The 21,184-nt window shown below is 35.0% G+C and carries 21 protein-coding genes; 18 read left to right on the forward strand and 3 right to left on the reverse strand.

Annotated elements, in window-relative coordinates; all coding sequences use genetic code 11:
• Nucleotides 1-2: 2 nt before the first annotated feature.
• The 17 genes from PSM_RS02205 (at nucleotide 3) to wecA (ending at nucleotide 15,957) form a co-directional block, all read left to right on the forward strand.
• The gene (locus PSM_RS02205; protein WP_013464012.1) at nucleotides 3-407 is read left to right on the forward strand and encodes a sugar 3,4-ketoisomerase; all 405 of its coding nucleotides are present in this window, start codon (nucleotides 3-5) and stop codon (nucleotides 405-407) included.
• Complete coding sequence (locus tag PSM_RS02210; RefSeq protein ID WP_013464013.1) at nucleotides 404-649, forward strand: hypothetical protein; 246 nt, start codon at nucleotides 404-406, stop codon at nucleotides 647-649. Before PSM_RS02205 ends, PSM_RS02210 begins: the two co-directional genes overlap by 4 nt.
• On the forward strand, nucleotides 630-1,976 hold the full coding sequence (locus PSM_RS02215) for an AMP-binding protein (protein ID WP_041695606.1): 1,347 nt from the start codon (nucleotides 630-632) through the stop codon (nucleotides 1,974-1,976). The genes PSM_RS02210 and PSM_RS02215 overlap by 20 nt, the downstream gene beginning before the upstream one ends.
• A 1-nt stretch (nucleotide 1,977) precedes the next feature.
• Nucleotides 1,978-2,703, forward strand: a complete 726-nt coding sequence (locus tag PSM_RS02220) for an SDR family NAD(P)-dependent oxidoreductase (RefSeq protein WP_013464015.1) — start codon at nucleotides 1,978-1,980, stop codon at nucleotides 2,701-2,703.
• A 2-nt stretch (nucleotides 2,704-2,705) separates the two neighbouring features.
• Nucleotides 2,706-3,446 (forward strand): N-acetyltransferase, encoded by a 741-nt coding sequence (locus tag PSM_RS02225; RefSeq protein WP_013464016.1) that lies wholly within the window; start codon nucleotides 2,706-2,708, stop codon nucleotides 3,444-3,446.
• Between the two features lie 19 nt (nucleotides 3,447-3,465).
• Nucleotides 3,466-4,569 carry a DegT/DnrJ/EryC1/StrS family aminotransferase gene (locus PSM_RS02230; RefSeq protein ID WP_013464017.1) on the forward strand — a complete coding sequence of 368 codons (1,104 nt, stop codon included), beginning with the start codon at nucleotides 3,466-3,468 and terminating at the stop codon, nucleotides 4,567-4,569.
• A complete protein-coding gene (locus tag PSM_RS02235) occupies nucleotides 4,566-5,126 on the forward strand; it encodes an acyltransferase (protein ID WP_013464018.1) in 561 nt (186 codons plus the stop codon). Before PSM_RS02230 ends, PSM_RS02235 begins: the two co-directional genes overlap by 4 nt.
• Nucleotides 5,123-6,364 carry an O-antigen translocase gene (locus PSM_RS02240; protein WP_013464019.1) on the forward strand — a complete coding sequence of 414 codons (1,242 nt, stop codon included), beginning with the start codon at nucleotides 5,123-5,125 and terminating at the stop codon, nucleotides 6,362-6,364. The genes PSM_RS02235 and PSM_RS02240 overlap by 4 nt, the downstream gene beginning before the upstream one ends.
• Nucleotides 6,365-6,366: 2 nt before the next feature.
• Nucleotides 6,367-7,203, forward strand: coding sequence for a glycosyltransferase (locus PSM_RS18285; RefSeq protein WP_013464020.1), 837 nt, complete (start codon nucleotides 6,367-6,369; stop codon nucleotides 7,201-7,203).
• Nucleotides 7,204-7,239: 36 nt separating this feature from the next.
• Nucleotides 7,240-8,319, forward strand: a complete 1,080-nt coding sequence (locus tag PSM_RS02250) for a polysaccharide pyruvyl transferase family protein (protein ID WP_013464021.1) — start codon at nucleotides 7,240-7,242, stop codon at nucleotides 8,317-8,319.
• Nucleotides 8,320-8,359: 40 nt separating this feature from the next.
• Nucleotides 8,360-9,460 (forward strand): EpsG family protein, encoded by a 1,101-nt coding sequence (locus tag PSM_RS02255; protein ID WP_013464022.1) that lies wholly within the window; start codon nucleotides 8,360-8,362, stop codon nucleotides 9,458-9,460.
• Nucleotides 9,461-9,475: 15 nt separating this feature from the next.
• On the forward strand, nucleotides 9,476-10,564 hold the full coding sequence (locus tag PSM_RS02260; RefSeq protein ID WP_013464023.1) for a glycosyltransferase family 4 protein: 1,089 nt from the start codon (nucleotides 9,476-9,478) through the stop codon (nucleotides 10,562-10,564).
• Nucleotides 10,564-11,640, forward strand: a complete 1,077-nt coding sequence (locus PSM_RS02265) for a hypothetical protein (RefSeq protein WP_013464024.1) — start codon at nucleotides 10,564-10,566, stop codon at nucleotides 11,638-11,640. Before PSM_RS02260 ends, PSM_RS02265 begins: the two co-directional genes overlap by 1 nt.
• 29 nt (nucleotides 11,641-11,669) lie before the next feature.
• Nucleotides 11,670-12,773 carry a glycosyltransferase family 4 protein gene (locus PSM_RS02270; RefSeq protein WP_013464025.1) on the forward strand — a complete coding sequence of 368 codons (1,104 nt, stop codon included), beginning with the start codon at nucleotides 11,670-11,672 and terminating at the stop codon, nucleotides 12,771-12,773.
• Nucleotides 12,774-12,977: 204 nt separating this feature from the next.
• On the forward strand, nucleotides 12,978-13,760 hold the full coding sequence (gene kdsB, locus PSM_RS02275) for a 3-deoxy-manno-octulosonate cytidylyltransferase (RefSeq protein WP_041695610.1): 783 nt from the start codon (nucleotides 12,978-12,980) through the stop codon (nucleotides 13,758-13,760).
• Nucleotides 13,732-14,664 (forward strand): KpsF/GutQ family sugar-phosphate isomerase, encoded by a 933-nt coding sequence (locus PSM_RS02280; protein ID WP_013464027.1) that lies wholly within the window; start codon nucleotides 13,732-13,734, stop codon nucleotides 14,662-14,664. The genes kdsB and PSM_RS02280 overlap by 29 nt, the downstream gene beginning before the upstream one ends.
• Nucleotides 14,665-14,880: 216 nt before the next feature.
• Nucleotides 14,881-15,957 (forward strand): UDP-N-acetylglucosamine--undecaprenyl-phosphate N-acetylglucosaminephosphotransferase, encoded by a 1,077-nt coding sequence (wecA, locus tag PSM_RS02285; RefSeq protein WP_041695835.1) that lies wholly within the window; start codon nucleotides 14,881-14,883, stop codon nucleotides 15,955-15,957.
• A gap of 217 nt (nucleotides 15,958-16,174) precedes the next feature.
• Here the strand turns inward: wecA and kdsA are convergent, their stop codons facing one another.
• The gene (gene kdsA / locus PSM_RS02290) at nucleotides 16,175-17,029 is read right to left on the reverse strand and encodes a 3-deoxy-8-phosphooctulonate synthase (RefSeq protein WP_013464029.1); all 855 of its coding nucleotides are present in this window, start codon (nucleotides 17,027-17,029) and stop codon (nucleotides 16,175-16,177) included.
• A 264-nt stretch (nucleotides 17,030-17,293) separates the two neighbouring features.
• Between kdsA and galU the strand changes: the two genes are divergently transcribed.
• Nucleotides 17,294-18,184, forward strand: a complete 891-nt coding sequence (gene galU, locus PSM_RS02295) for a UTP--glucose-1-phosphate uridylyltransferase GalU (RefSeq protein ID WP_013464030.1) — start codon at nucleotides 17,294-17,296, stop codon at nucleotides 18,182-18,184.
• Between the two features lie 670 nt (nucleotides 18,185-18,854).
• On the opposite strand, the gene PSM_RS02300 is transcribed toward galU, so the two are convergent.
• Together PSM_RS02300 and PSM_RS02305 are read right to left on the reverse strand one after the other, a co-directional pair.
• On the reverse strand, nucleotides 18,855-20,222 hold the full coding sequence (locus PSM_RS02300; RefSeq protein WP_041695612.1) for an MFS transporter: 1,368 nt from the start codon (nucleotides 20,220-20,222) through the stop codon (nucleotides 18,855-18,857).
• A 584-nt stretch (nucleotides 20,223-20,806) separates the two neighbouring features.
• Nucleotides 20,807-21,151: a four helix bundle protein gene (locus PSM_RS02305; protein WP_013464033.1), complete on the reverse strand. Its 345-nt coding sequence runs from the start codon at nucleotides 21,149-21,151 to the stop codon at nucleotides 20,807-20,809.
• Nucleotides 21,152-21,184 lie beyond the last annotated feature (33 nt).

Raw genomic sequence — 21,184 nt, forward strand, 5'->3', positions numbered from 1 at the left:
TAGTGAGTTTAATCAAATTAATTGATTTTCCTTCTTTAGGTGACGAGCGTGGCTCATTAGTTGCTATTGAAGGTAATAAAAATATTCCTTTTGATATAAAAAGGGTTTACTACATTTTTGGTACTCATAAAAATATTGCTCGTGGCTTTCATGCCCACAAAGAATTAAATCAAGTGGCTGTTTGTATTACGGGTAAATGCCGTATGCTTCTAGATAATGGTAATACAAAAGATAATGTATGGATGGACTCTGCTACAAAAGGAGTTTTAATTGAGGATATGGTGTGGCACGAAATGCATGATTTTAGCGATGATTGCGTTTTATTGGTGTTGGCAAGTGCACATTATGATGAATCAGATTACATCCGAAACTATGATGATTTTTTAAAACAAAAAGGTGAATTATGAGAGCAGTTATACTAGAAAAATTTAATGAAGCATTAGAGCAAACAGATAAAGAAAAAACATATACTGATATAAAAGATGACCAAGTTTTACTTGAAACAGAACTCGATTCATTAGGCTTTGCTATTTTAGTTGCATTACTGGAAGAAGAGTTAGATATTGACCCCTTCCAGATAATGGATGAGCCGGTATACCCAAGAACTTTTGGTGAATTTGTTGCAATTTATGAGCGAGCAAATGGCTAGCAAGCTTTTAGAGTATATAAATTTAATACCTTCAGATAGATGTTTTTTAAAAACTGGCGAGAAGTTAGTTACTTATAAGCAGCTAGATAAACTTACATCAGATTTTGTTGGCAAATACAGTTATTTGAAAGGCAAAAATTGCGCGCTGATTGCTTACGATAGATTTTCGCTAGCTTTATATTTGCCAGCTGTTGATTATTTAGCTGGTAGTGTTTTTTTACAGGCGAATGATTTAGATGATTCGGTCGTTAATAGTTTTTATAAAAAAGCTGAAATCGAATTCATAATCACTATAAGTAAACACAATCAAATTGATATTAAAACCATTAACTCTCCAAAAAGTGGCTATGCTGCTAATGGATGGCTTTTAGCTACCTCCGGAACTACAGGGACGCCCAAGTTAGTATCTTACTCATTAGATAAGCTAATCAGTACGGCTCAAAAAAATATAAAGCGTGGGGCTGATTACAATTGGGGGCTATGCTACGACTTAAACAGATTTGCAGGTTTGCAAGTTTATTTGCAAGTTGTAGTAGCTGGTTCAACGCTGACTATTAGTGAAAACGACCACTCTGTTCACGATATGGTTAACATTTTTAGCTTAAATAAGGTAAACGCAATATCTGCTACACCTTCTTTTTGGCAAAAAGTCTTAATGTCTGAAAATAGTTTACAGTTACAATTAAACAAGATTACTTTAGGCGGGGAAATAAGTAGCCAAAGTATACTTGACGCACTTGCTTATCAATATAAAGGGGCAACTATAACGCATATATACGCCTCTACTGAGGCAGGTGTCGGTTTTGCGGTTAAAGATAAACAAGCAGGCTTTCCTGTTAATTACCTTGATAAAGACAATAGCTTGGATATTAGTCTTAAAATAATAGAAAAAGAATTGTGGGTTAAAAGTACACGTTCTAATAATCAGCTTTTAGCAGGTGATGTAGAAATCGACGATCAAGGCTATGTCAATACCGGTGATCTTGTAGAGTGTATTAAAGATAGAGTTGTTTTTTTAGGCAGAAGTAGTGGAGCCATCAATATTGGTGGTAATAAAGTAATGCCTGAAAAAATTGAAGCTGTGTTAAATAAAATTGAAAGTGTTAATTATTCCAGAGTATTTGGTAAATCTAATTCAATGCTTGGCGCTATTGTATGTGCGGAAATTGTTTTAACAACAGCCGGAAAAAGCTTAGATGCAAAAGAAGTGAAAAAGACAATCATAAAACAGTGTAAAAATGAATTAGATACGCATGAGGTACCCGTATTGCTGAAATTTGTTGATTCAATTGCAATTAATTCAACGGGTAAGTTAATAAGGTTTTAGTATGAAAAAAATAGTTATAGTTACAGGTGCAGGTAAAGGCTTAGGGTTAGCTCTATGCCACCAACTACTAAATAGCAACTATAAAGTAATTGCTGTAAGTAGAACACTAACTGAAGAGATTAAAAAGTTAGTTGAGAGCTATTCGGATGACTTTTGTTTTTATAAATACGATTTCTCGGATACTGCTAATATTTCTAAGCTTGTAAAGGAAATAACTAGTGCTCATGGCCGCCCGTATGGATTAATAAATAATGCCGCAATAGGTAATGATGGTGTTTTAGCTACAATGCATGAAAGTGATATATCCCAAATCATTAAAGTTAATATAGAAGCACCTATTTTATTTACTAAATATGTTTCACGTTCAATGTTGTTAAACAGAGATGGAAGAATTATAAATGTAGGTTCAATTATTGGGTCTACAGGTTTTAATGGCTTAAGTGTATATGGGGCCACAAAATCTGCGCTAGGTGGGTTTACTAAGTCGCTCGCGCGCGAGCTTGGTAAAGCTAATATAACTGTTAATACTTTAGCCCCAGGTTATATGGAAACAAATATGACTGGTGACCTTAAAGGCGAGAAGTTAGATAAAATAAAAAGAAGAAGCTGTATAGGAAGATTAGCAAGTGTCGATGATGCGGCAGCTGCAGCGTTGTATTTACTTTCTCCTAATGCTGCAGGTGTAACTGGAACAACTTTAACGGTAGATGCAGGTAGTACGGCGTAATTATGATACATCAAACAGCAATCATCTCTTCAAATGCAAAAATTGGGCATAATGTTACTATTGGAGCTTTTTGTATAATACATGACAACGTGGAGTTAGCAGATAACTGCGTTGTTGGAAGTTACAGTGAATTGGGTTTAATAACTCCTTTGGCGAATGTAAATCAGCTCATTATTGGCGAAGGAAGCATTATACGCAGCCATTCTGTAATTTATAATGGTTCAATCATTGGAGAAGGGTTTTCAACTGGTCACCATGTCACTGTTCGCGAAAATAGTTTAATTGGAAAAAATGTACAATTAGGATCACGAGGTGATATTCAAGGTGATTGCTGTATAGGTGACTACACGAAAATGCATGCCGATGTCCATGTTGGCAAATTTTCAAATATAGGTAGTTATGTGTGGCTATTTCCTGAAGTACTTTTAACTAATGATCCAACTCCACCAAGTGAGAACTTGCAAGGTGTTACAATTGGTGACTTTGCAGTTTTAGCTGCTAAAGTGCTTGTTCTTCCTGGTGTTAAAATACAAAAAGATGCTGTTATTGCAGCAGCTTCAGTTGTTAAAACTGACGTCCCAGAAGGGAAGTTATTTTCAGGTAATCCTGGGAAGGTTGTTTGTAATGCAAGTATTTTAAGGTGCGCAGATAACCCTAAGATAAAGGCTTATCCTTGGAGAAAACGATTTCATCGTGGATATAGCGAAGATGATATTCAACAATGGTTGAGTGAAAGTAAATAATTATGGTAGCCGAAAAAATATGATTCCGTTTTTAGATTTAAAAGCAATTAATACGCAGTATCAACAAGAACTTAAAGATGCTTGTTCACGAGTTATTGATTCTGGTTGGTATATCATGGGTAAGGAATTAGAAGCTTTTGAAGCCGAGTTTGCAGAATATTGCGGAACAAAGTTTGCTATAGGTGTTGCTAACGGGTTAGATGCGCTTACATTAACACTGAGAGCATGGAAAGAGCTAGGTAAACTAAAAGCTGGCGATGAAGTAATCGTGCCAGCAAATACTTACATAGCTAGTATTTTAGCGATTACAGAAAATGGTTTAGTACCTGTATTTGTTGAGCCTAATAACGACACGTACAACCTATGCCCTAAAATTGTAAGGTCAGCCATTACGGATAGAACAAAAGCTATATTACCAGTTCATTTATATGGCTTGATTTCACCAATGCCCGAACTGATGGCTATTGCTGATGAATTTGATCTATTAGTATTAGAGGATTGTGCACAATCTCATGGTGCGCAAATAAATGGTAAAAAATGCGGTAATTGGGGGCATGCTGCAGGTTTTAGTTTTTACCCTGGAAAAAACCTAGGTGCATTAGGCGATGCTGGAGCCGTAACAACAAATGATCTAGAATTAGCTAATACATTAAGAGCACTTCGTAATTATGGCTCCCATAAAAAATATGAAAATTTATATAAAGGTGTAAATAGCAGGCTTGATGAAATTCAAGCTGCTATGTTGAGTGTTAAACTTAAATATTTAGATAAAGATACTGAAGTTAGGCAAAAAATTGCCAAACGCTACCTTAATGAGATAAGTAACCCGCATATTTCATTGCCTTCTAATCATGAAGAAATGTCTCATGTATGGCATTTGTTTGTCGTTAGAAGTAGATATCGTAATCAATTGCGTGATTATATGCTTGCAAATGATGTTGCCACTCTTGTCCATTACCCGATACCTCCACATAAACAGGCTGCTTATACTGAGTTTGCAGCCCAAGATTTAGCTATTACTAGCTCAATCCATAATGAAGTCATTTCATTACCTATAGATCCAACTCTTTCTAATGATAATGTTTCAGCTGTTATAAAGATTATCAATGAGTTCAAAGTGTGAAGTATCTTCTAAAAAAATCAGTGAAGTACGTATTTCAAAAGTTACGTGTATTTTTTTATACTTTAATTTCAGATAGAAAAGTTAATATTAATCGTTGCCAGCCTGTTATTGCCTCAGGGGCTGGCGTATTTAGTATTCATAAGTCTGTTAAGTTTGGTGTAAAAACCTCCCCTAGTTTTTATAATTCTTATTCGTATATAGAAGCAAGAAAAAAAAGCAGTAAAATAGAGATAGGGGAAGGCACCGTTTTTAATAATAATGCTTCTATTATTGCTGATGCAGGAAGTATTACTATTGGGAATAAATGTATTATTGGCACTAACTTTCATGTAATAAATTCCGATTTTCATGCAATAAATAGGCATGAAAGTTGTGAGATTAAAGTCTCAGATGTAAAAATAGGTGATAATGTATTTATAGGTAATAATGTTTCAGTTCTCAAGGGCGTTTATATCCCATCTGATAGCGTTGTTGCTAACGGTTCAGTAGTCACTAAACCTATTAATGAAAAAGCTATTATTGGCGGTAATCCAGCTAAAGTATTAAAGCTATTATGAATTTAATAAAAACGTCAATGTTATCGGGTGTCGCAACAGTTATTCGAATAGCAACAGGATTGTTAGTAACTAAAATTGTAGCATTTGTAGCAGGTCCAGCTGGTGTTGCTTTAATAGGGCAGCTTCAAAATATAGTTAATTTATTAATGCTGTTTGCTGGCGACTTTTTAAAAACAGCGATAACAAAGTTTACTGCCCAATATCATGATGATTCAGGTAAAACAAATGAAATCTGGTCAGCATCTTTATTTATTATTTGTAGTTTAAATATACTTTGGTTTATAGCTGTTTTTACCTTTAGCGAGCAGATAGCTAACTATTTTTTGTCTGATTCTGGTTACGGTTATTTATTTAAAATCTTTTCTATTAGTCTACCATTTTATATTTTAAATAGTTTTTTGATGTCAGTATTAAACGGGCGGAGATTAATTAAGCAATTTATACTTTTAAATATATGTACAAGTATTATTTCATTGTTGTTAGTTGCGCTATTTAGCTATTTTGGCGGCATGAAGTGGACTTTAATATCTTATGTTACAAACCAATCGATTGTTTTTTTTATAACCTTCTACATTATTCGAAAAGAACAGTGGTGTGTGCTAAAAAACTTCAAAAGTAAAGTTAAAGTAGAGGCTTTAACTAAATTAATGTCGTTTGCTCTAATAACTTTTACTTCTATTTTGGTGTCTAATAGTTCCTTAATGTTTATACGTACGCATTTAATCGAAACGTTATCAGATGTTGATGCGGGGAACTGGCAAGCAATGTGGAGCTTATCACAAGTTGCACTTTCATTAATAACAACGAGCTTGTCAACTTATCTACTTCCTCAGCTTTCATCTAACTTGGAATCCAATGCTGTAAAGCGTGAAATATACGCTGCTTTAAGATTGATACTTCCCTTAACTATAATGATAAGTGCAGGTATATATTTATTGAAAGATTTTATTATTTTGATCTTATATACAAATGCGTTTATGGCAATGAAAGTTCTATTTTTGCCGCAACTAATTGGTTGTTGTATTAAGGTTTGTGGTTGGTTATTTGGGTATGTTTTAGTTGCAAAAGGTTTGGTAAAACTGATTGTTATTTCAGAAGTAATATTTGCTATCAGTTGGTGTGTTTTAACTATTTTACTTACTCCTGAGTTTGGGGTTATAGGTGCTGCTTATGCATTTGTAATAAACTCACTCTTACACACAGTTACAATGTTTTTAATTTTTAAATTTAAGGTTTGATTTTGACTCCCAGTGCTTGCATAGCTATATCTACATATAATAGTGGAAATTACATTAAAGACACTATTAACTCTTGTCTAGCGCAAACTTATAGTAATACTAAAGTTATTGTAATAGATGACTGCTCTACGGATTCCACAGTATCTTTATTAAAGGACTATGGCGATAAGATACACTTAATTGAGCTGGAAAAAAATCAGGGTATTACAAAGAATATAAACCTTGCAGTTGAAAATGCCGAGAGTGATTTTATTATATTTTTAGGCCACGATGACATTTTACCTCCAGCTCATGTTGAGCTAATGATTTCTGAGTTTATAGAAGATGATATTGTAGCTGTGCATTGTAATAGCCTCATAATAGATTCAGAGGGAAAGGAAATGTCTTTCTCTAGAAATGATGAATTGCAAAAGAAAAAAAGCGCGAATGCATTGTTTGAGTTAGCTAAAAGTAATTTTATCCAAAGTTGCGGCATGATGCATAGGGTTAGTGCATTTAAACAGGCTAAGGGTTGGGATGAGCGTTTTAAGTTTTATGGTGAGTGGCTCTATTACATAAAGGTTATAGGTATTGGAAGGATAAAGTATACAAGCTTGACTTACTCATATTATAGGCGGCATGAAACTAACATCAGTAAATCTCTTCGTAGTAAATCGCTAATGAAAAGTTTTACTTCATATTGTAAAGAATGTAGGCGATTAGCTTTTGCTAGTGGGGAGTTTACTGTATTTCAAAAGTTAAATTATATAGCGCATATTTTTTATATTAACTTCATTGATGCTATACCAATGAGTTTTAAAAGATATGTAAAAAGAATGTTGAGCTGCATGAAGCTGTAAGCTCCTGCTAAATTTAATTAATGAAGGTGAGTTTTTTTGAAAAAAAGAATATTAACAATAAACGAATGTTATTCTGACAATATTGGTGACCGCGCGATTTCGTTGAGCCTAAACAATATACTAAATGAGTTGGGTTATAATGCTATAACAAACGTTGATTATACTCGCACAAAAGCTGCGACTCCATCTAGTAAAGTAAGTACAAAAAACAAGACTAGCTTTTTTAGCAATTACCTTATCTTGTTACTCAGCTTCTTGGGAGTTAAAAAGATATTAATAACTGCAAAGTGGTTTATAAGTAACTTTCGTAGAATTAAAAAGTCATGCAATAGTGACTTTTCAAGCAGTGTTATTGGTGGTGGTCAATTAATTTTAGATAATGAAAACTTTCCAATTTCTTTTTATTTATGGTGTTATTTTTTGAGTAAAAGGAATATAAAAATACATGTTTTCGGAGTGGGGGTGGGTGATAAGTTTGGCTTTTTATCCTCTGCTTTGTTTAAAAGCGCATTAAAAAAATGTAGCTCAGTTACTGTTAGAGACAAGCGTTCGCAAAAAAACTTAAAAGAAAACTTTAGTATTGACGCTCAGCTAGGATTTGATGTTGCTTATAATTATGACTTTGATACAAAAGTTGACATTAAAAGTACTAATGAGAAAGCTGTCGTAGGGATTACTGATTTTGAAGTTTATAACTTATATAAAAATGAGGCTAGTAACCCAGAATTAACCATTGATGAGTATTTTTCTTTGTGGCACAAGTTAATAACAAGTGAGGGGTTTTCATCTATTTGTTTAATGGCTACAACAAATAAAGATTTGATATTAACTAAAAATTTCTATAAGTATTTGCGAAGTAGACAACTCGATTTTGAGGTTGAGTTTGTAGACGAGCTTCTTTCAGTAAAAGGGTACTTTAAAAAATTAACTGAGGCTGATACCGTCTTGTCAGGAAGAATGCATTCTCTTATTTTAGGTGAAGTTGCTGGCTGCAATATAAGAACTTTTGAAATTTCGAATAAACTAAAATCCTATGAAGAGCAGCGCTCTGTAAGCGGTTCAATTCAAGATAGACGGCAGAAAACACTAGGCTTAATGAAAAAAAATCTTATCTAATGATTTTGATAGCTGTTTGTATTTAGGGAATTTCATTTTTATGATCTGGTTTTTTGTTAGTCTGCAGATTTTTTTAGGTCAAATAGTTATAAGGAAGTTTTTTGTTTCTGCCTTGTTATTATTATTGACTACTCTTTCTGCGTTTCGCTATTACGTGGGCTCTGACTTTACCAATTATGTCATACTATTCGACACGGCTAAGGTAGGTAACTTCGTACCTGTAGAGCCCTCTTTTTCCCTTCTATCAGAGTTGTTGGGTTCTCTAGGGTTTAATTTTCAAGCAATTATTGTTTTATATTCAGTACTAACAATGCTATTTATATTCATGGGGTTAAGAGGGATTTCAAAAAGGCATAGCTTCTTATCGATAACCCTTTTATTTGTATATTTAACTTTTTATTTCCCAAGTATGAGCATAATGAGGCAAGCTTTAGCTGCCGCAATTGTTTTTTGGGCCACAATTACGTTTCTCTATAAAAATAAATATTTTACTTATTTTTTGTTTGTTCTGTTGGCCAGCTTTTTTCACTTCAGTGCGATTTTATTTTTATTTTCCTATTTACTAAAGGCTGTTAAATTTTCAAGAGTGATATATCTACTCTGCATATTTATAGCACTTCTTTTGGGAGCTACAGTTTTTCGGGATATATTGCTTAATGTAATGAATGCTATTGGTTTTTCTTATAAAAATCACCTTAATCATGAAGATGGCGGCACCGTTTCGTTAGTATTTATAATAAATACCTTCATTTTGTGTTCTATGTTTATTTTTATAATTAGAAATGGTGTTTCAAATTTTAATTTAAACTCTAGGTTCTTAGTCAATATAATCTTTTTCCTGATTATTGTTAGGATGCTTTCATTAGAGTTTGTTGTATTTAATAGAGTTGGATCGATCTACACGGTTTTCTTACCTTTATTTATTTATGAGTTCGTCTATCGAAAGTTAAAAAATGACTCTCGTCTGATTTTTATGATTTTCTTAATAGGTTTATTTTTTATGAACGATTTTTTCAGGCAAGCTAAAGATTATTCTTATTACCAATATTCGATAAACTTTTGTCTCATCGGAGAACCTTGCCCTATTCAATTATTTGGAGAACAAGATCCAAGATTCATTCGAAATAATGAAGAATGGTAATTGGAAGTTTTTAATATGAAAAAAGTAGTGGTTTTTTCTCATGAGTTTCCTCCATCACTAGGTGGGGCAGGTACAATAGCTGAAATACTATATAAATTTTACAGTGACTCCCAAGATTACGCTGTTAGTGTAATAACATCTAGTAAATCTGCTTCGTATCAACAAGGGGATTTGTATACATCTTTTTTGCCGCCAATGTTATGGCCTATTTCCTATTATATAGAGTACAAAAGAGAGCTAGAAAGTGCAGATGTAGTTATATGTAACGATCCGGCTGCCATTTATAATGCCGGAAGATACTTTAGTAATGAGTTATTATCAAAAACTATTTGCTTTATTCATGGTGAAGAAAAATATTTAGGTGATCCAGACCTATTAACGAAAGCTATTAGGTTCAGTAAAAATTTTTTGAGGGCTATTTATAATTCCTATAAGGTTATATTTGTTTCTAAATATATACAGGAGTTTTATTTAGAACAGCACAAAGTTGATATGGAGTTAGTCAATGCAAGTATTGTAAACCCCGGAGTTTACTCGGCTGGTAATGATATCTGCGGTGTAGTTAAGCCCAGAGGCGCTAATTTCATAACTGTCTGCCGCTTAAACGAAAGAAAGGGATTTGCGCATATGCTTAATGTTTTTGAGCAATTAACTAAGCTAGGTCTGCAGTTTAAGTGGAACATTGTTGGTGATGGACAGTATATGGATGAACTTAAACAAATGATTAATCAAAGTTCTATTAGTAATTACATAAATATTTTAGGCCCAGTTAACAGGAGCCAACTACCAGAAATATATAAAGCTAATGATTATTGCATCCTGTTATCTGAGCTGAATGAGTCTTATGGTTTAAGTTACCTTGAAGCTGCCCACTTTGGAGTAAAGCCTATAGGTTATAGTCGCTGTGGTGTTAAGGATGTATTTAATTATATTGAGAATGGCTTGTTACTTGATAACTATAAAAATATAAAGTCAAATGCCAATGACATATATTCTTTTGTTTCTAGCACAAGTATGCTGAGTGCATCCTCTTTTAGGGGGACGAAAGAGTTCGCTAAAGACATAGAGAATATAGTCCTAAAACTTTTTAAAGATAAAGTATAATGCATATATTATTTTCTGAGCATGAAAGTTTTTATCGCGATTTAGGCTTAATAGATAAGCCCGGATTAGTTTACACATTTGGTGGTTGTCGTTTTTACAAAAAAAAGAGTATTTTTTTTGATAAATTCGATAGCTTTGTTTGTGCCTTTTATACAATGCCACATAATGTGTTATTAACATTAAAATTTAAAGAGTTAAATAAAGCGACGATATTATGCACTGATGGTGTATTTGATTTTTCTAATGCTATTACTAACCCAATGGTAAGTAAATATGGTGTTACTATGTATCATCCTATAATACAGTCTCATTTTTTATGTGTAGGCAATACCGAGAAATCTTATTTTTCAAATCAAGTAAGTTCTTTTAATTATTTGCCCAAAAGAGTTTTGTCAAAAAGTGATATGTTGATTTTACCGAATACAAAAAAGATACTGATAACTACTGCGAACACATCTTATTTTAATGACTTAGAGTTTGAGTCCTTATCTAACTTAATGCTTGATACAATTAAAGTCCTAATAAAAAAAGATGTACTTTTTGCTGTTAGAGTTTTTGATCAAAGGCTTTTAGCATTTTTAGAGTTGAACTTAAAAATAGAGTTTGAGAATGATATTAAATTTGATTTTGAAAAAACTTTAGAGGCTTACTCTGGTGTTGTAACAACACCTAGTAGTATAGCCATTACAGCCATGTATCATAAGAGAGCTGTAGGGTTATTAGTTTACAGAGATAAGCCTATGCTTTTACAAAGTGGTTGGTTAATACCGTCGAGTGCTGTTTTTGAACAAAATTTAGAGAGCTTCTTAGCATTAGAACCTCAACGTTTAAGTATTCAAATGGATATATTAAGGACTTATTTAGCGAAAGAAGGCATTACAGAATTGCTAGAAGAGCTAAGTAACTCAAAAAGTATTTCAAGAGCAGAGGAATGCGAACAGCATCATATTAATCAAAATATGTTTAATATGCTGAACTCTAGTTTTAATTTTAACTGTGAATGGTCGGTTCGTCAGTTGTATCTTAAAGTGAAGCGAAATAAGTTTATCAAAAAGCTTAGGTTACGCATTCAATAAGCTTATATTAACTTCTATATAGAGTAACAATGAAAAAGATAGTTCACATACAAGTGATTCCTCAATTATCAGGGGTTCAGCAGGTTTCTTTAGATATATTAAAGGGTTTGGATAATAATTTTGATAAATATATTTTATTTGGTGGAAAACCCTTAGATAACTCATTCAATCAATATTTTGAAGAACACAATATTAAAGTGGTTTATATTGAGAGCTTAGCTCGCGATATATCATTAAACGATTTTCAAGCTTTTTGGGATTTATATACTTTTTTCAAAAAAAACAATTTTGACATAGTCCATACAAACTCAACAAAACCCGGAATTATAGCTCGCGTAGCTGCAAAAATGGCTAGAGTTAAACAGGTTTATCATACTGTCCACGGCATTGCTTTTCATCAGCATGAGAAGCCTACTAAAAGGTTCATTTATTATTTATTAGAGATCATATCCACATTGTTTGGTGATAAAAATATCACAGTTAATAAATATTACCTTAAATACTATCCTCGTATTATTTGTAAATCACTAGCAATACATAATGGCGTTGATTTCTCAGAACTGAAAGTAAATAAACGTAAGTCAGATAACTGTGTGAATATTGGCTTTTTTGCTCGTTTAGATAAGCAAAAAGATCCTCTTACATTTATAAAAATAGTCAAAGCTTTAACTGAACAAAAACAACTAACTCAAAATGTTCACTTTTATTTAGCTGGCGACGGCGAACTTCGAGAACAGTGTTTAGAGCTTATTAAAAAGTTAAAGCTAAATGAAGTTATTACCTATGTTGGTTGGGTATCAAACAAGTCAGATTTCTTTAATAAAATAGATATTTTATGCCAGCCATCTTTATGGGAAGCTTTTGGATTAAACTTAGTTGAAGCTGGTTATTTTGCTATACCTTGTGTTGCCTCTAATGTTGAGGGTATACCCGAAGTTATAAAACACAACGAGACTGGGATTTTGTGTCCTGCTCAAAATGTAGAGGTATTTTCAGAGGCTATAACTAAGCTTGTAAATGATACTGAATATCGGTTGCTGCTATCTGAACAGGCTGCAATTTATGTGAAAAAGTATTTTCAACAAGCTACCATGGTTGACGAATATCAAAAGCTCTATTTAAGTGATAATTAAACTTAAATTACTATTATAGTATATTTTGGGAATGATTTTACTATCTTAAACTAAGAGTCTAGCTTGCTCTTTTATTAATTCCCATTTGGTTAGTGTGAATTCTGGGTAAAAATTAGTTTACATGCTTAGTTACCAAAGTTGATAATATAGGTAATATACTATCTATAATGTAAAAAAATCATATTAAGAATAATTGGATTTACTTTGAATAATATTAAAGTAGTTATACCAGCTAGGTATGGCTCGACACGCTTACCAGGAAAACCCTTATTGCCAATCTGTGGTATGCCTATGGTCTATCATGTTGTACAACAATGTCTCTCAGCAAACATCTCGTTTGATTCTATTATTGTTGCAACTGATGATCGACGTATAGTGGATGCGATGAACGAATTTAACATACCTGTGCGGCTAACGTCATCTGAACACCAAAGTGGTACTGACAGAATTCATGAAATTGCCATATTAGAAAACTGGAAAGATGGTGATGTTGTTTTAAACATTCAAGGTGATGAGCCTTTAATTCCACATAAATTAATAAATGAAGTTGCTAACTTTGCACTACAAAATAGGAATTTCTCTATAACAACTGCAGTAACGCGAATTTCAAAACAAACTGACTTTTTAAATCCAAATGTTGTCAAAGCTATTTTAGGTGAAAAAAATAGGGCTTTACATTTCACTCGTTCTGCAGCCCCTTATAACCGAGAAAAGCCTTCTGACTTATCTTTAGCTTTTCGACATGTGGGTATTTATGCATACTCTGTATCTGCTTTAAAGGAATTTTGTAGCTATTCAGAATCTCCGTTGGAGCAATACGAAAAGTTGGAGCAGCTGAGAGCTACAAGTAATGGAATGTCAATAGGTAGTGTTGTTTATGATGGTGATATCCCTCATGGGATAGATACTAAAGAAGATTACCAAGAAATAAAAGAATTAATGGAGCGAGAAAAAAATAATGGATTTCAAGTCAATTCAAATAGCTAAAGAAGTGATTCAAACAGAGATTGATGGCTTAGTTTATATGTCTTCTTTACTGGACGATAGCTTTGCTAAAGCCGTTAATAAAATTATCAGCACTTCTGGGCGAACAATTATTTGTGGGATGGGGAAATCAGGCATTATAGGAAAAAAAATTGCTGCTTCCTTTGCAAGCACAGGGACACCTAGTTTTTTTATGCACCCAGGAGAGGCTTTTCACGGTGATCTTGGAATGGTTAAACATAAAGATATTTTTATAGCTATTTCAAATTCAGGTGAAACTGATGAAGTTTTAAAATTACTACCTTTTTTGAAAGATAATGGGAACTTTATCATTGCGATAACAGGAAATGTAAATTCAACGTTATCTCAAAATTCACATTGCCACCTTGATATATCTGTACCTAAAGAAGCTTGTCCTCTTCAATTAGCCCCTACTTCATCTACTACTGCAACCCTAGTGATGGGAGATGCATTGACCGTCGCTTTAATGGATGCTAGAGATTTCAAGCCTGAAAATTTCGCTCGCTTTCATCCTGGTGGAAATTTAGGACGAAGGCTTTTAAGTAAGGTTGCTGATGAAATGTATACTGAATCCCTTCCTGTTATCTCTCCAAATAGTTCATTTATTGAAGTAGTTCACTCAATAGGTAAAGGTAAGCTAGGTATTGCAATTGTTGAATTTTCAAATCATTTTGGAATTATTACTGATGGCGACATCAGAAGAACTATGGATTGTAAATACAAGGCTGCTTTTGATTTACAAGCATCTGATATAGCAACTCATAATCCATTAAGTGTTTTAGTATCGAGTAGGGTTCATGAGGCTATAAGCGTCATGGAGTCCAAGAAGGTTAATACTCTTTTAGTGATGGATGGTGAAAACTTAGTTGGCGTTATTAAAAAGTAGTTTCAATTTTTAAGTTGTTTATTCAATCATATATTTATATAGCTCTAATTAAAAGCTTTAGATATCATATGAAGTAATCAATAATAATCTGGATTGTTGATTGGACTTAGTTCAACAAAATAGTTTTATTTGTTCGAGTTATAAGACTTTAGATAACATGGTCATTTAGGTTCAGATAAGTAGTTATACAGTTAAAATTCAGAGTTGCGAGATGATATGATAATCGACCTTTTATTTACCTTTTTCTTGGCATTCGCCGTGTTATTTTTTATGCGTAAGGTTGCACGTAGGGTTGGTTTAGTTGACAAGCCTTCAGGGCGAAAAATGCATACGGGTAATGTGCCACTAGTAGGTGGTGTAGCAATTTGTATAACAATAGTTAACTATATTTATACACATCCAAATATGATTAACCATGCTAATTTATACATGTTATGTATTTTTGGTTTAACAATAGTTGGGGCTTTGGATGATCGTTTTGACTTGAGTGTAAAAATTCGTATGTTAGTTCAGGCATTGATATCTATAGCGATGATTTATTTTGCTAATGCAGAATTACATACGCTGGGTAATTTACTCGGTTTTGGCGCTATAGAACTTGGTATGCTAGGTGGTTTAGTTACTGTGTTTGCTGTTATTGGCTGTATTAATGCATTTAATATGGTTGATGGTATTGATGGCCTATTAGGTGGTTTGTCAATAGTTACTTTTGCGAGTATTGGTATATTACTCTTGCTTGCTGGTGAGCAAAGCCTAAGTTATCTTTGTTTGCTACTGGTTGTATGTATGTTGCCATACATAATGATGAATTTGGGTTTAGCTGGTCGTAAAAGAAAAGTATTTATGGGTGATGCTGGCAGCATGATGATTGGCTTTACAGTTATTTGGTTGCTTATAGGTGCAAGCCAAACGGCTGGTAACCCGATGATTCGACCTGTTACAGCGTTATGGCTTATTGCGGTACCGTTAATGGACATGGTTGCAATTATGGTGCGCCGTGTTAAACAAGGTAAGTCGCCATTTAAGCCAGATCGTGAGCATTTACATCACATATGTCAACGTTTAGGTTTTTCACCTTTACAAACATTAACTCTAATCTGTTTTATAGCAACAATTTTTGCAACTGTTGGTATAGTCGGTGAGATTTTATTAGTGCCTGAGTACATTATGTTTTATGGGTTTATTACAATTTTTACTTTGTACCTGATATTTTTAATCAATTATTGTACGGTTATGAATTATTTTAGGCGTAAATTAGATTTGCCTGAAAAAAAGTATTCCTCAACAAATTGATGAGGATATTAGCATTTCGAACTCTTGCTTATGTTAGTTATTTGTAATAGTTTTGTGGGCTGATCTAGAAAGCTCTAATACTATATTGTTGATGAAGGGCTACGTACCATAAATAGATGAAATTTGCTCTTCAGTGCTTAATTAATAAAAAAATATATATTTACTCACGCTATTAATCTTTAGCAGTCAACTTAATAGCGTGGCTTCATGAGTTAACCTATAAATTGTTAGCGCTAGTATCAAGTGGTTCAAGGTTTTTTATTAAATCGTCCACTGCTTTCATTTGAGTTAAATAACCTTCTAGCTTATCAAGTGCAAGGGCGCAAGGGCCGTCGCACTTTGCTTCATTAGGGTTAGGGTGTGCTTCAATAAATAGTCCAGCAATTCCTAACGCCATACCACTTCTAGCTAATTCCGCAGCTTGTGCTCGACGACCATCGGCAGAGTCAATACGTCCTCCGGGGCGTTGTAATGCATGTGTTGCATCAAAAATCACAGGTGCCATACTTTTCATATCATCCATGCCAAGCATATCAACTACAAGATTATTATATCCAAAACTTGAACCGCGTTCACATAACGCTATGTTGTTATTGCCTGCCTCATTAAATTTAGTGATTATATGACGCATTTCGTGTGGAGCAAGGAACTGTGGTTTTTTTACGTTTATGATGGCTCCAGTTTTAGCCATTGCAATGACTAAGTCGGTTTGGCGTGCTAAAAATGCAGGTAGTTGAATAACATCAACTATCTCTGCTACAGGAGCTGCTTGATATGGTTCGTGTACATCTGTAATCAATGGAATATTAAAAGTTTTCTTTATCTCTTCAAAGATTTTTAAACCTTCTTCCATGCCTGGGCCTCTATAAGAGTTGATTGATGAACGGTTTGCTTTATCAAATGAGGCTTTAAATATATAAGGAATATTTAATTTATTTGTTATTTCTACATAATGCTCAGCAACGCGCATTGCTAAATCACGAGATTCTAATACGTTGACTCCACCAAATAGTACAAACGGAGCATTATTGGATAATTCAATATTGTCGATTTTTATAGCTAGATTATTCATTTATTTCCTTTAGGCGTTAACTCATTCTGCATTTCTTGAGGTATGAAATTTACTTTTGTATTATGCTTTAGATTCATGTTTAGTTTAACTAAACTATTTTCAGTTTGTATATAATTTATTTTTTAAGCAGAAAAAATGAAATTATTTTCACAGCTATATTCTGTTGGCTTATTATAAGTTGGAGGCAAGTGCATTTATTCAGGTTGTATCTATCTGTTTATGTTAATTTATGGATAATACCCCTTTTAAATTAAAGGACTATTTGTGAAAGCTGTAATTCCTGTTGCCGGTTTAGGCACCCGTATGTTGCCAATGACTAAGGCAATCCCTAAAGAAATGCTCCCCTTGGTTGATAAACCGCTGATTCAATACATAGTAAATGAATGTGTGGCGGCGGGTATTAAAGAAATTGTGCTCGTAACACATAGCTCTAAAAATGCCATTGAAAACCATTTTGATACCAGTTTTGAGTTAGAAGCCACGCTAGAAAAACGTGTAAAACGTACTTTGCTAGATGAGGTGCGCTCTATTTGCCCAGCAGATGTTACTATTATGCACGTTCGCCAAGGTGAAGCTAAAGGCTTAGGGCACGCTATTTTATGTGCCAAGCCAATAGTTGGTGATAGTGACTTTGTTGTGGTTTTACCCGATGTAATTTTAGATGCTTATACGGCAGATCAAAAAACTGAAAACTTAGCGGCGATGATCGCACGCTTTAAGCAAACCCATGCCAGCCAAATTATGTTAGAGCCCGTTGCTATTGAAGATGTAAGTAAGTACGGCATTGCTGATATTAATGGTGTAGAGCTTGCTGCTGGTGAAAGTGCAGCAATTAAAAAAATGGTTGAAAAACCAGCCGCAGATGTTGCTCCTTCAAATTTAGCTGTTGTTGGTCGTTATGTTTTAAGTAAAAATATTTGGCCATTACTCGCTAAAACTCATGTAGGCGCAGGCGGTGAAATACAGCTTACAGACGCGATTGATGCATTATTGGCTATTGATACGGTAGAAGCGTTTCATATGAGTGGCCGCTCACACGACTGTGGCGATAAACTCGGTTATTTAAAAGCGATTGTAGAATACAGCATGCGCGATAAAAGCTTAGGCGATGAGTTTACTGAATATATGAAAGAGTTGGTAACGGGCATCGGGTAACGAGCTACGAGCTACGGGGTATGGGAATCGAGCCTAGAGCTTCGAATTAACCAGTTGGGCTAATGGTTTTATGTTCTCATTTACTCCTCATTCACTTCTCTTTGTGCAAAAAGATCTTGAAGAGATTTTATTTACCACAGAGGGGGCAGAGCACACAGAGAAAATGATTAAAAACATGTTTTATTTGCTTTGTCTTCTCTGTGTAGCGCGAAGCGCCTCGGTGTACTCTGTGGTAAGAATGTTTTGTAGGCGGGGCTTTATGCCGCGCATTTTTTTAAGGTGCGAGGTGCGAGCGTCGGGTTATGAGCTTCGGGCGGCGGGTTACGAGCCTCGAGCCTAAAACCTCGAACCTAAACCCTAAATCCTAAATCCTAATACCGACGTGGGGTGAACCCGCTGCTACAGGTATAAAAAAACCTTGCGATGTTAACCGCAAGGTTTTTAAATATCTGGAACCTTTAACCTTTAACCTTTAACCTTTAACCTTTAACCTTTAACCTTTAACCTTTAACCTTTAACCTTTAACCTTTAACCTTTAACCTTTAACCTTTAACCTTTAACCTTTAACCTTTAACCTTTAACCTTTAACCTTTAACCTTTAACCTTGAACCTTGAACCTTGAACCTTGAACCTTGAACCTTGAACCTCGAACCTCGAACCTAGCAGCCTTTTAAGCCCGGCCTCGTAGCGCAGAAATACAGCTTGCCAGCATGACAAACCCTAATGACACTTTAAACGCCAATGAAATGGTGCTCATTAATGCGTGGCTATTTTGCGCTGAGAAGGTGCTGTCACCAAGGTAATAATGCACAATTAAGTTGATTAAGCTCATGCCAAATAAATTACCAATAGTGCGTGATAAGTTCATTGAGGAAGACGCCACACCTAGCTCACTTTTATCCACTGCACCCATAATGGCATTGTTGTTAGGGGTCGAAAATAAGCCAAACCCAATCCCTAATAATAACAGTGAGCCACTAATGTAAGCGGTGCTTGAACTAACCGATAACTGGGATAACAGAAAAAATCCAACCAGAACAATTACACAGCCTAGCGTGGCAAGTAAGCGTGGTTGTATTTTATCGGCAAGTTTACCTGCTAGGGGCGCCATGATAGCCATTGAAACCGCTTGTAGTAATACTATTTGTCCTGCATGTGCGGGGCTTGATCCTTTTATATATTGCAGGTACAAACTTAACAAAAAGGCCAGTGAAAAGTTACTGGCATACATGAGAAACGAAGTAGTCAACGATAGGCTGAACACACGACTTTCTAAAAACATTTGTACTCTAATTAACGGGCGCCGACTGCGACTTTGGTGAACAATAAATAGCATTAAACAAATGATTGAAAGTGCGGTTAATAGCCAGCCAGCTATATTCGGTAAATCACTTAATCCTAATACTAAGCAAAGTGCAAAGAGCGAGAAAATAACCATACCCCACCAGTCAAACGGCGATTTTTTATCGTTTTTCCATTCGCCATGTAAAAATAGTTTAATGGCAATAAGCAGCATAAGTACCAGGGGAATTTGCGAGTAAAACACGGCGCGCCATCCCCATATTTCAGTGAGCCAGCCACCAACCGCAGGTGCTGCACTGAGTCCTATGTACACACACGCCGCAGAGATGCCCAATGCCATTCCGCGTTTATTATCAGGCGTAACAGAGGTGATAATGGCAACGCCTATACCAAAAATCATGGCGCCTGCAGCCCCTTGTATAAAGCGCCAAAAAAGCACCCACTCAATAGAGTTTGCTAACGCACACATTAGCGAGGCCAGTGCATTTAAGCCTAAACCAAATGCATACACGCGTTTGCGACCATAGTTGTCTGCTATTTTACCGCACGGCAACATAAAGATAACGCTACTGAGTAAATACAAGGTGGGCATCCACGCAATCATTTTTGCGCTTGCGTGTAAATCTTCAGCAAGGTCGGGAATAGCGATATTAACGCCTGCCATACCAAGCGGTCCAATAATAGAGCCGCTACAAACGATAATAAGTGCAATTGTAGTGGGGGGGAGATTAAACAAGAGGTATCCTTTTAATTACTGGCCTTAAAATGATACGTGAATATACTTGCTTGTACAGGATTTAAAGGGCAGCGAGTTGCGAGTGACGAGCGGTGGGCAACGGGCTATGGGCTGCGAGCTACGAGTTACGAGTTACGAGCCTAGAGCTAAACACCGAACCTCAAACCTAAAGCCTAAATCCTGCGCGAGGTAAACTCCCGCCTACGGGCAAGTTAATATGGGTGTGTGAATGTAGGCGTGGCTTTATACCGCGTATTTTACGTTTTGGATTAAAGGTTAAAGGTTGAGATTAAGCCAAGCACGGTGTTTGGATTGAACGTAGGCGGGGCTTTATGCCGCGCACTGGTAGCTTTATGTCGCGTCAAAGGTAAAAAATTATTCACCACAGAGGTCACAGAGGAAGTGATTAAAAGTAAAAACAGTTAGCTGTCAGCGTTCAAAAAGGTATTACTCTGTGTAGCGCGAAGCGCCTCGGTGCTCTCTGTGGTTCAAAAATAAATATTTTAGGTTAAAGGCGAATGGTTAAAGTAAAAGAGCAGGTTTTAGAAATCAGATAGCAGACAGCAGATAGTAGAAATCAGACATCAAGCAGAGTCGAACCTATTTTTTAAGCTAGTTAGCATAGCTGCTAACTCTTTTGTTTCTAAAACCCATACTTGGCTTATACCTTTTGGTAAATAGCCAATTTCATCCCCAATATAGATTTGGGTGCGCGCTTCACCTAGTGAGGCGCGTGCAATATCAATAAAGCGGCTTTTTTCTTTAAAGCTTTCTCTGCAAACCCCCTCAGCTATATTGCTGGGAACCGATAGCGCAGACCGAGTTAACTGATCTCTAAACCCATAATCTTTTAAATTAGCGGTAGATTTATAAATTTCACAACTTAGTTTTACAGATCTTTTCCATACATCTAAATGCTCAAAGTTCATTACGATCTCCTAGGTTAAAATAAGACTTCTGAT

It is taken from the genome of Pseudoalteromonas sp. SM9913 (genome assembly GCF_000184065.1).
GTDB classification, from domain to species: Bacteria; Pseudomonadota; Gammaproteobacteria; order Enterobacterales; family Alteromonadaceae; genus Pseudoalteromonas; species Pseudoalteromonas tetraodonis.

Bases quoted from the DNA above. Each gene is read 5' to 3' on its own strand.
- PSM_RS02225 (WP_013464016.1), top strand. From the start codon at position 2,706: ATGATACATCAAACAGCAATCATCTCTTCAAATGCAAAAATTGGGCAT.
- PSM_RS02230 (WP_013464017.1), top strand. From the start codon at position 3,466: ATGATTCCGTTTTTAGATTTAAAAGCAATTAATACGCAGTATCAACAA.
- PSM_RS02215 (WP_041695606.1), top strand. From the start codon at position 630: ATGAGCGAGCAAATGGCTAGCAAGCTTTTAGAGTATATAAATTTAATA.
- PSM_RS02280 (WP_013464027.1), top strand. From the start codon at position 13,732: ATGGATTTCAAGTCAATTCAAATAGCTAAAGAAGTGATTCAAACAGAG.
- PSM_RS02305 (WP_013464033.1), bottom strand. From the start codon at position 21,151: ATGAACTTTGAGCATTTAGATGTATGGAAAAGATCTGTAAAACTAAGT.
- PSM_RS02260 (WP_013464023.1), top strand. From the start codon at position 9,476: ATGAAAAAAGTAGTGGTTTTTTCTCATGAGTTTCCTCCATCACTAGGT.
- PSM_RS02270 (WP_013464025.1), top strand. From the start codon at position 11,670: ATGAAAAAGATAGTTCACATACAAGTGATTCCTCAATTATCAGGGGTT.
- PSM_RS02265 (WP_013464024.1), top strand. From the start codon at position 10,564: ATGCATATATTATTTTCTGAGCATGAAAGTTTTTATCGCGATTTAGGC.
- kdsA (WP_013464029.1), bottom strand. From the start codon at position 17,029: ATGAATAATCTAGCTATAAAAATCGACAATATTGAATTATCCAATAAT.
- wecA (WP_041695835.1), top strand. From the start codon at position 14,881: ATGATAATCGACCTTTTATTTACCTTTTTCTTGGCATTCGCCGTGTTA.
- PSM_RS02210 (WP_013464013.1), top strand. From the start codon at position 404: ATGAGAGCAGTTATACTAGAAAAATTTAATGAAGCATTAGAGCAAACA.
- PSM_RS02240 (WP_013464019.1), top strand. From the start codon at position 5,123: ATGAATTTAATAAAAACGTCAATGTTATCGGGTGTCGCAACAGTTATT.
- PSM_RS02255 (WP_013464022.1), top strand. From the start codon at position 8,360: ATGATCTGGTTTTTTGTTAGTCTGCAGATTTTTTTAGGTCAAATAGTT.
- PSM_RS02220 (WP_013464015.1), top strand. From the start codon at position 1,978: ATGAAAAAAATAGTTATAGTTACAGGTGCAGGTAAAGGCTTAGGGTTA.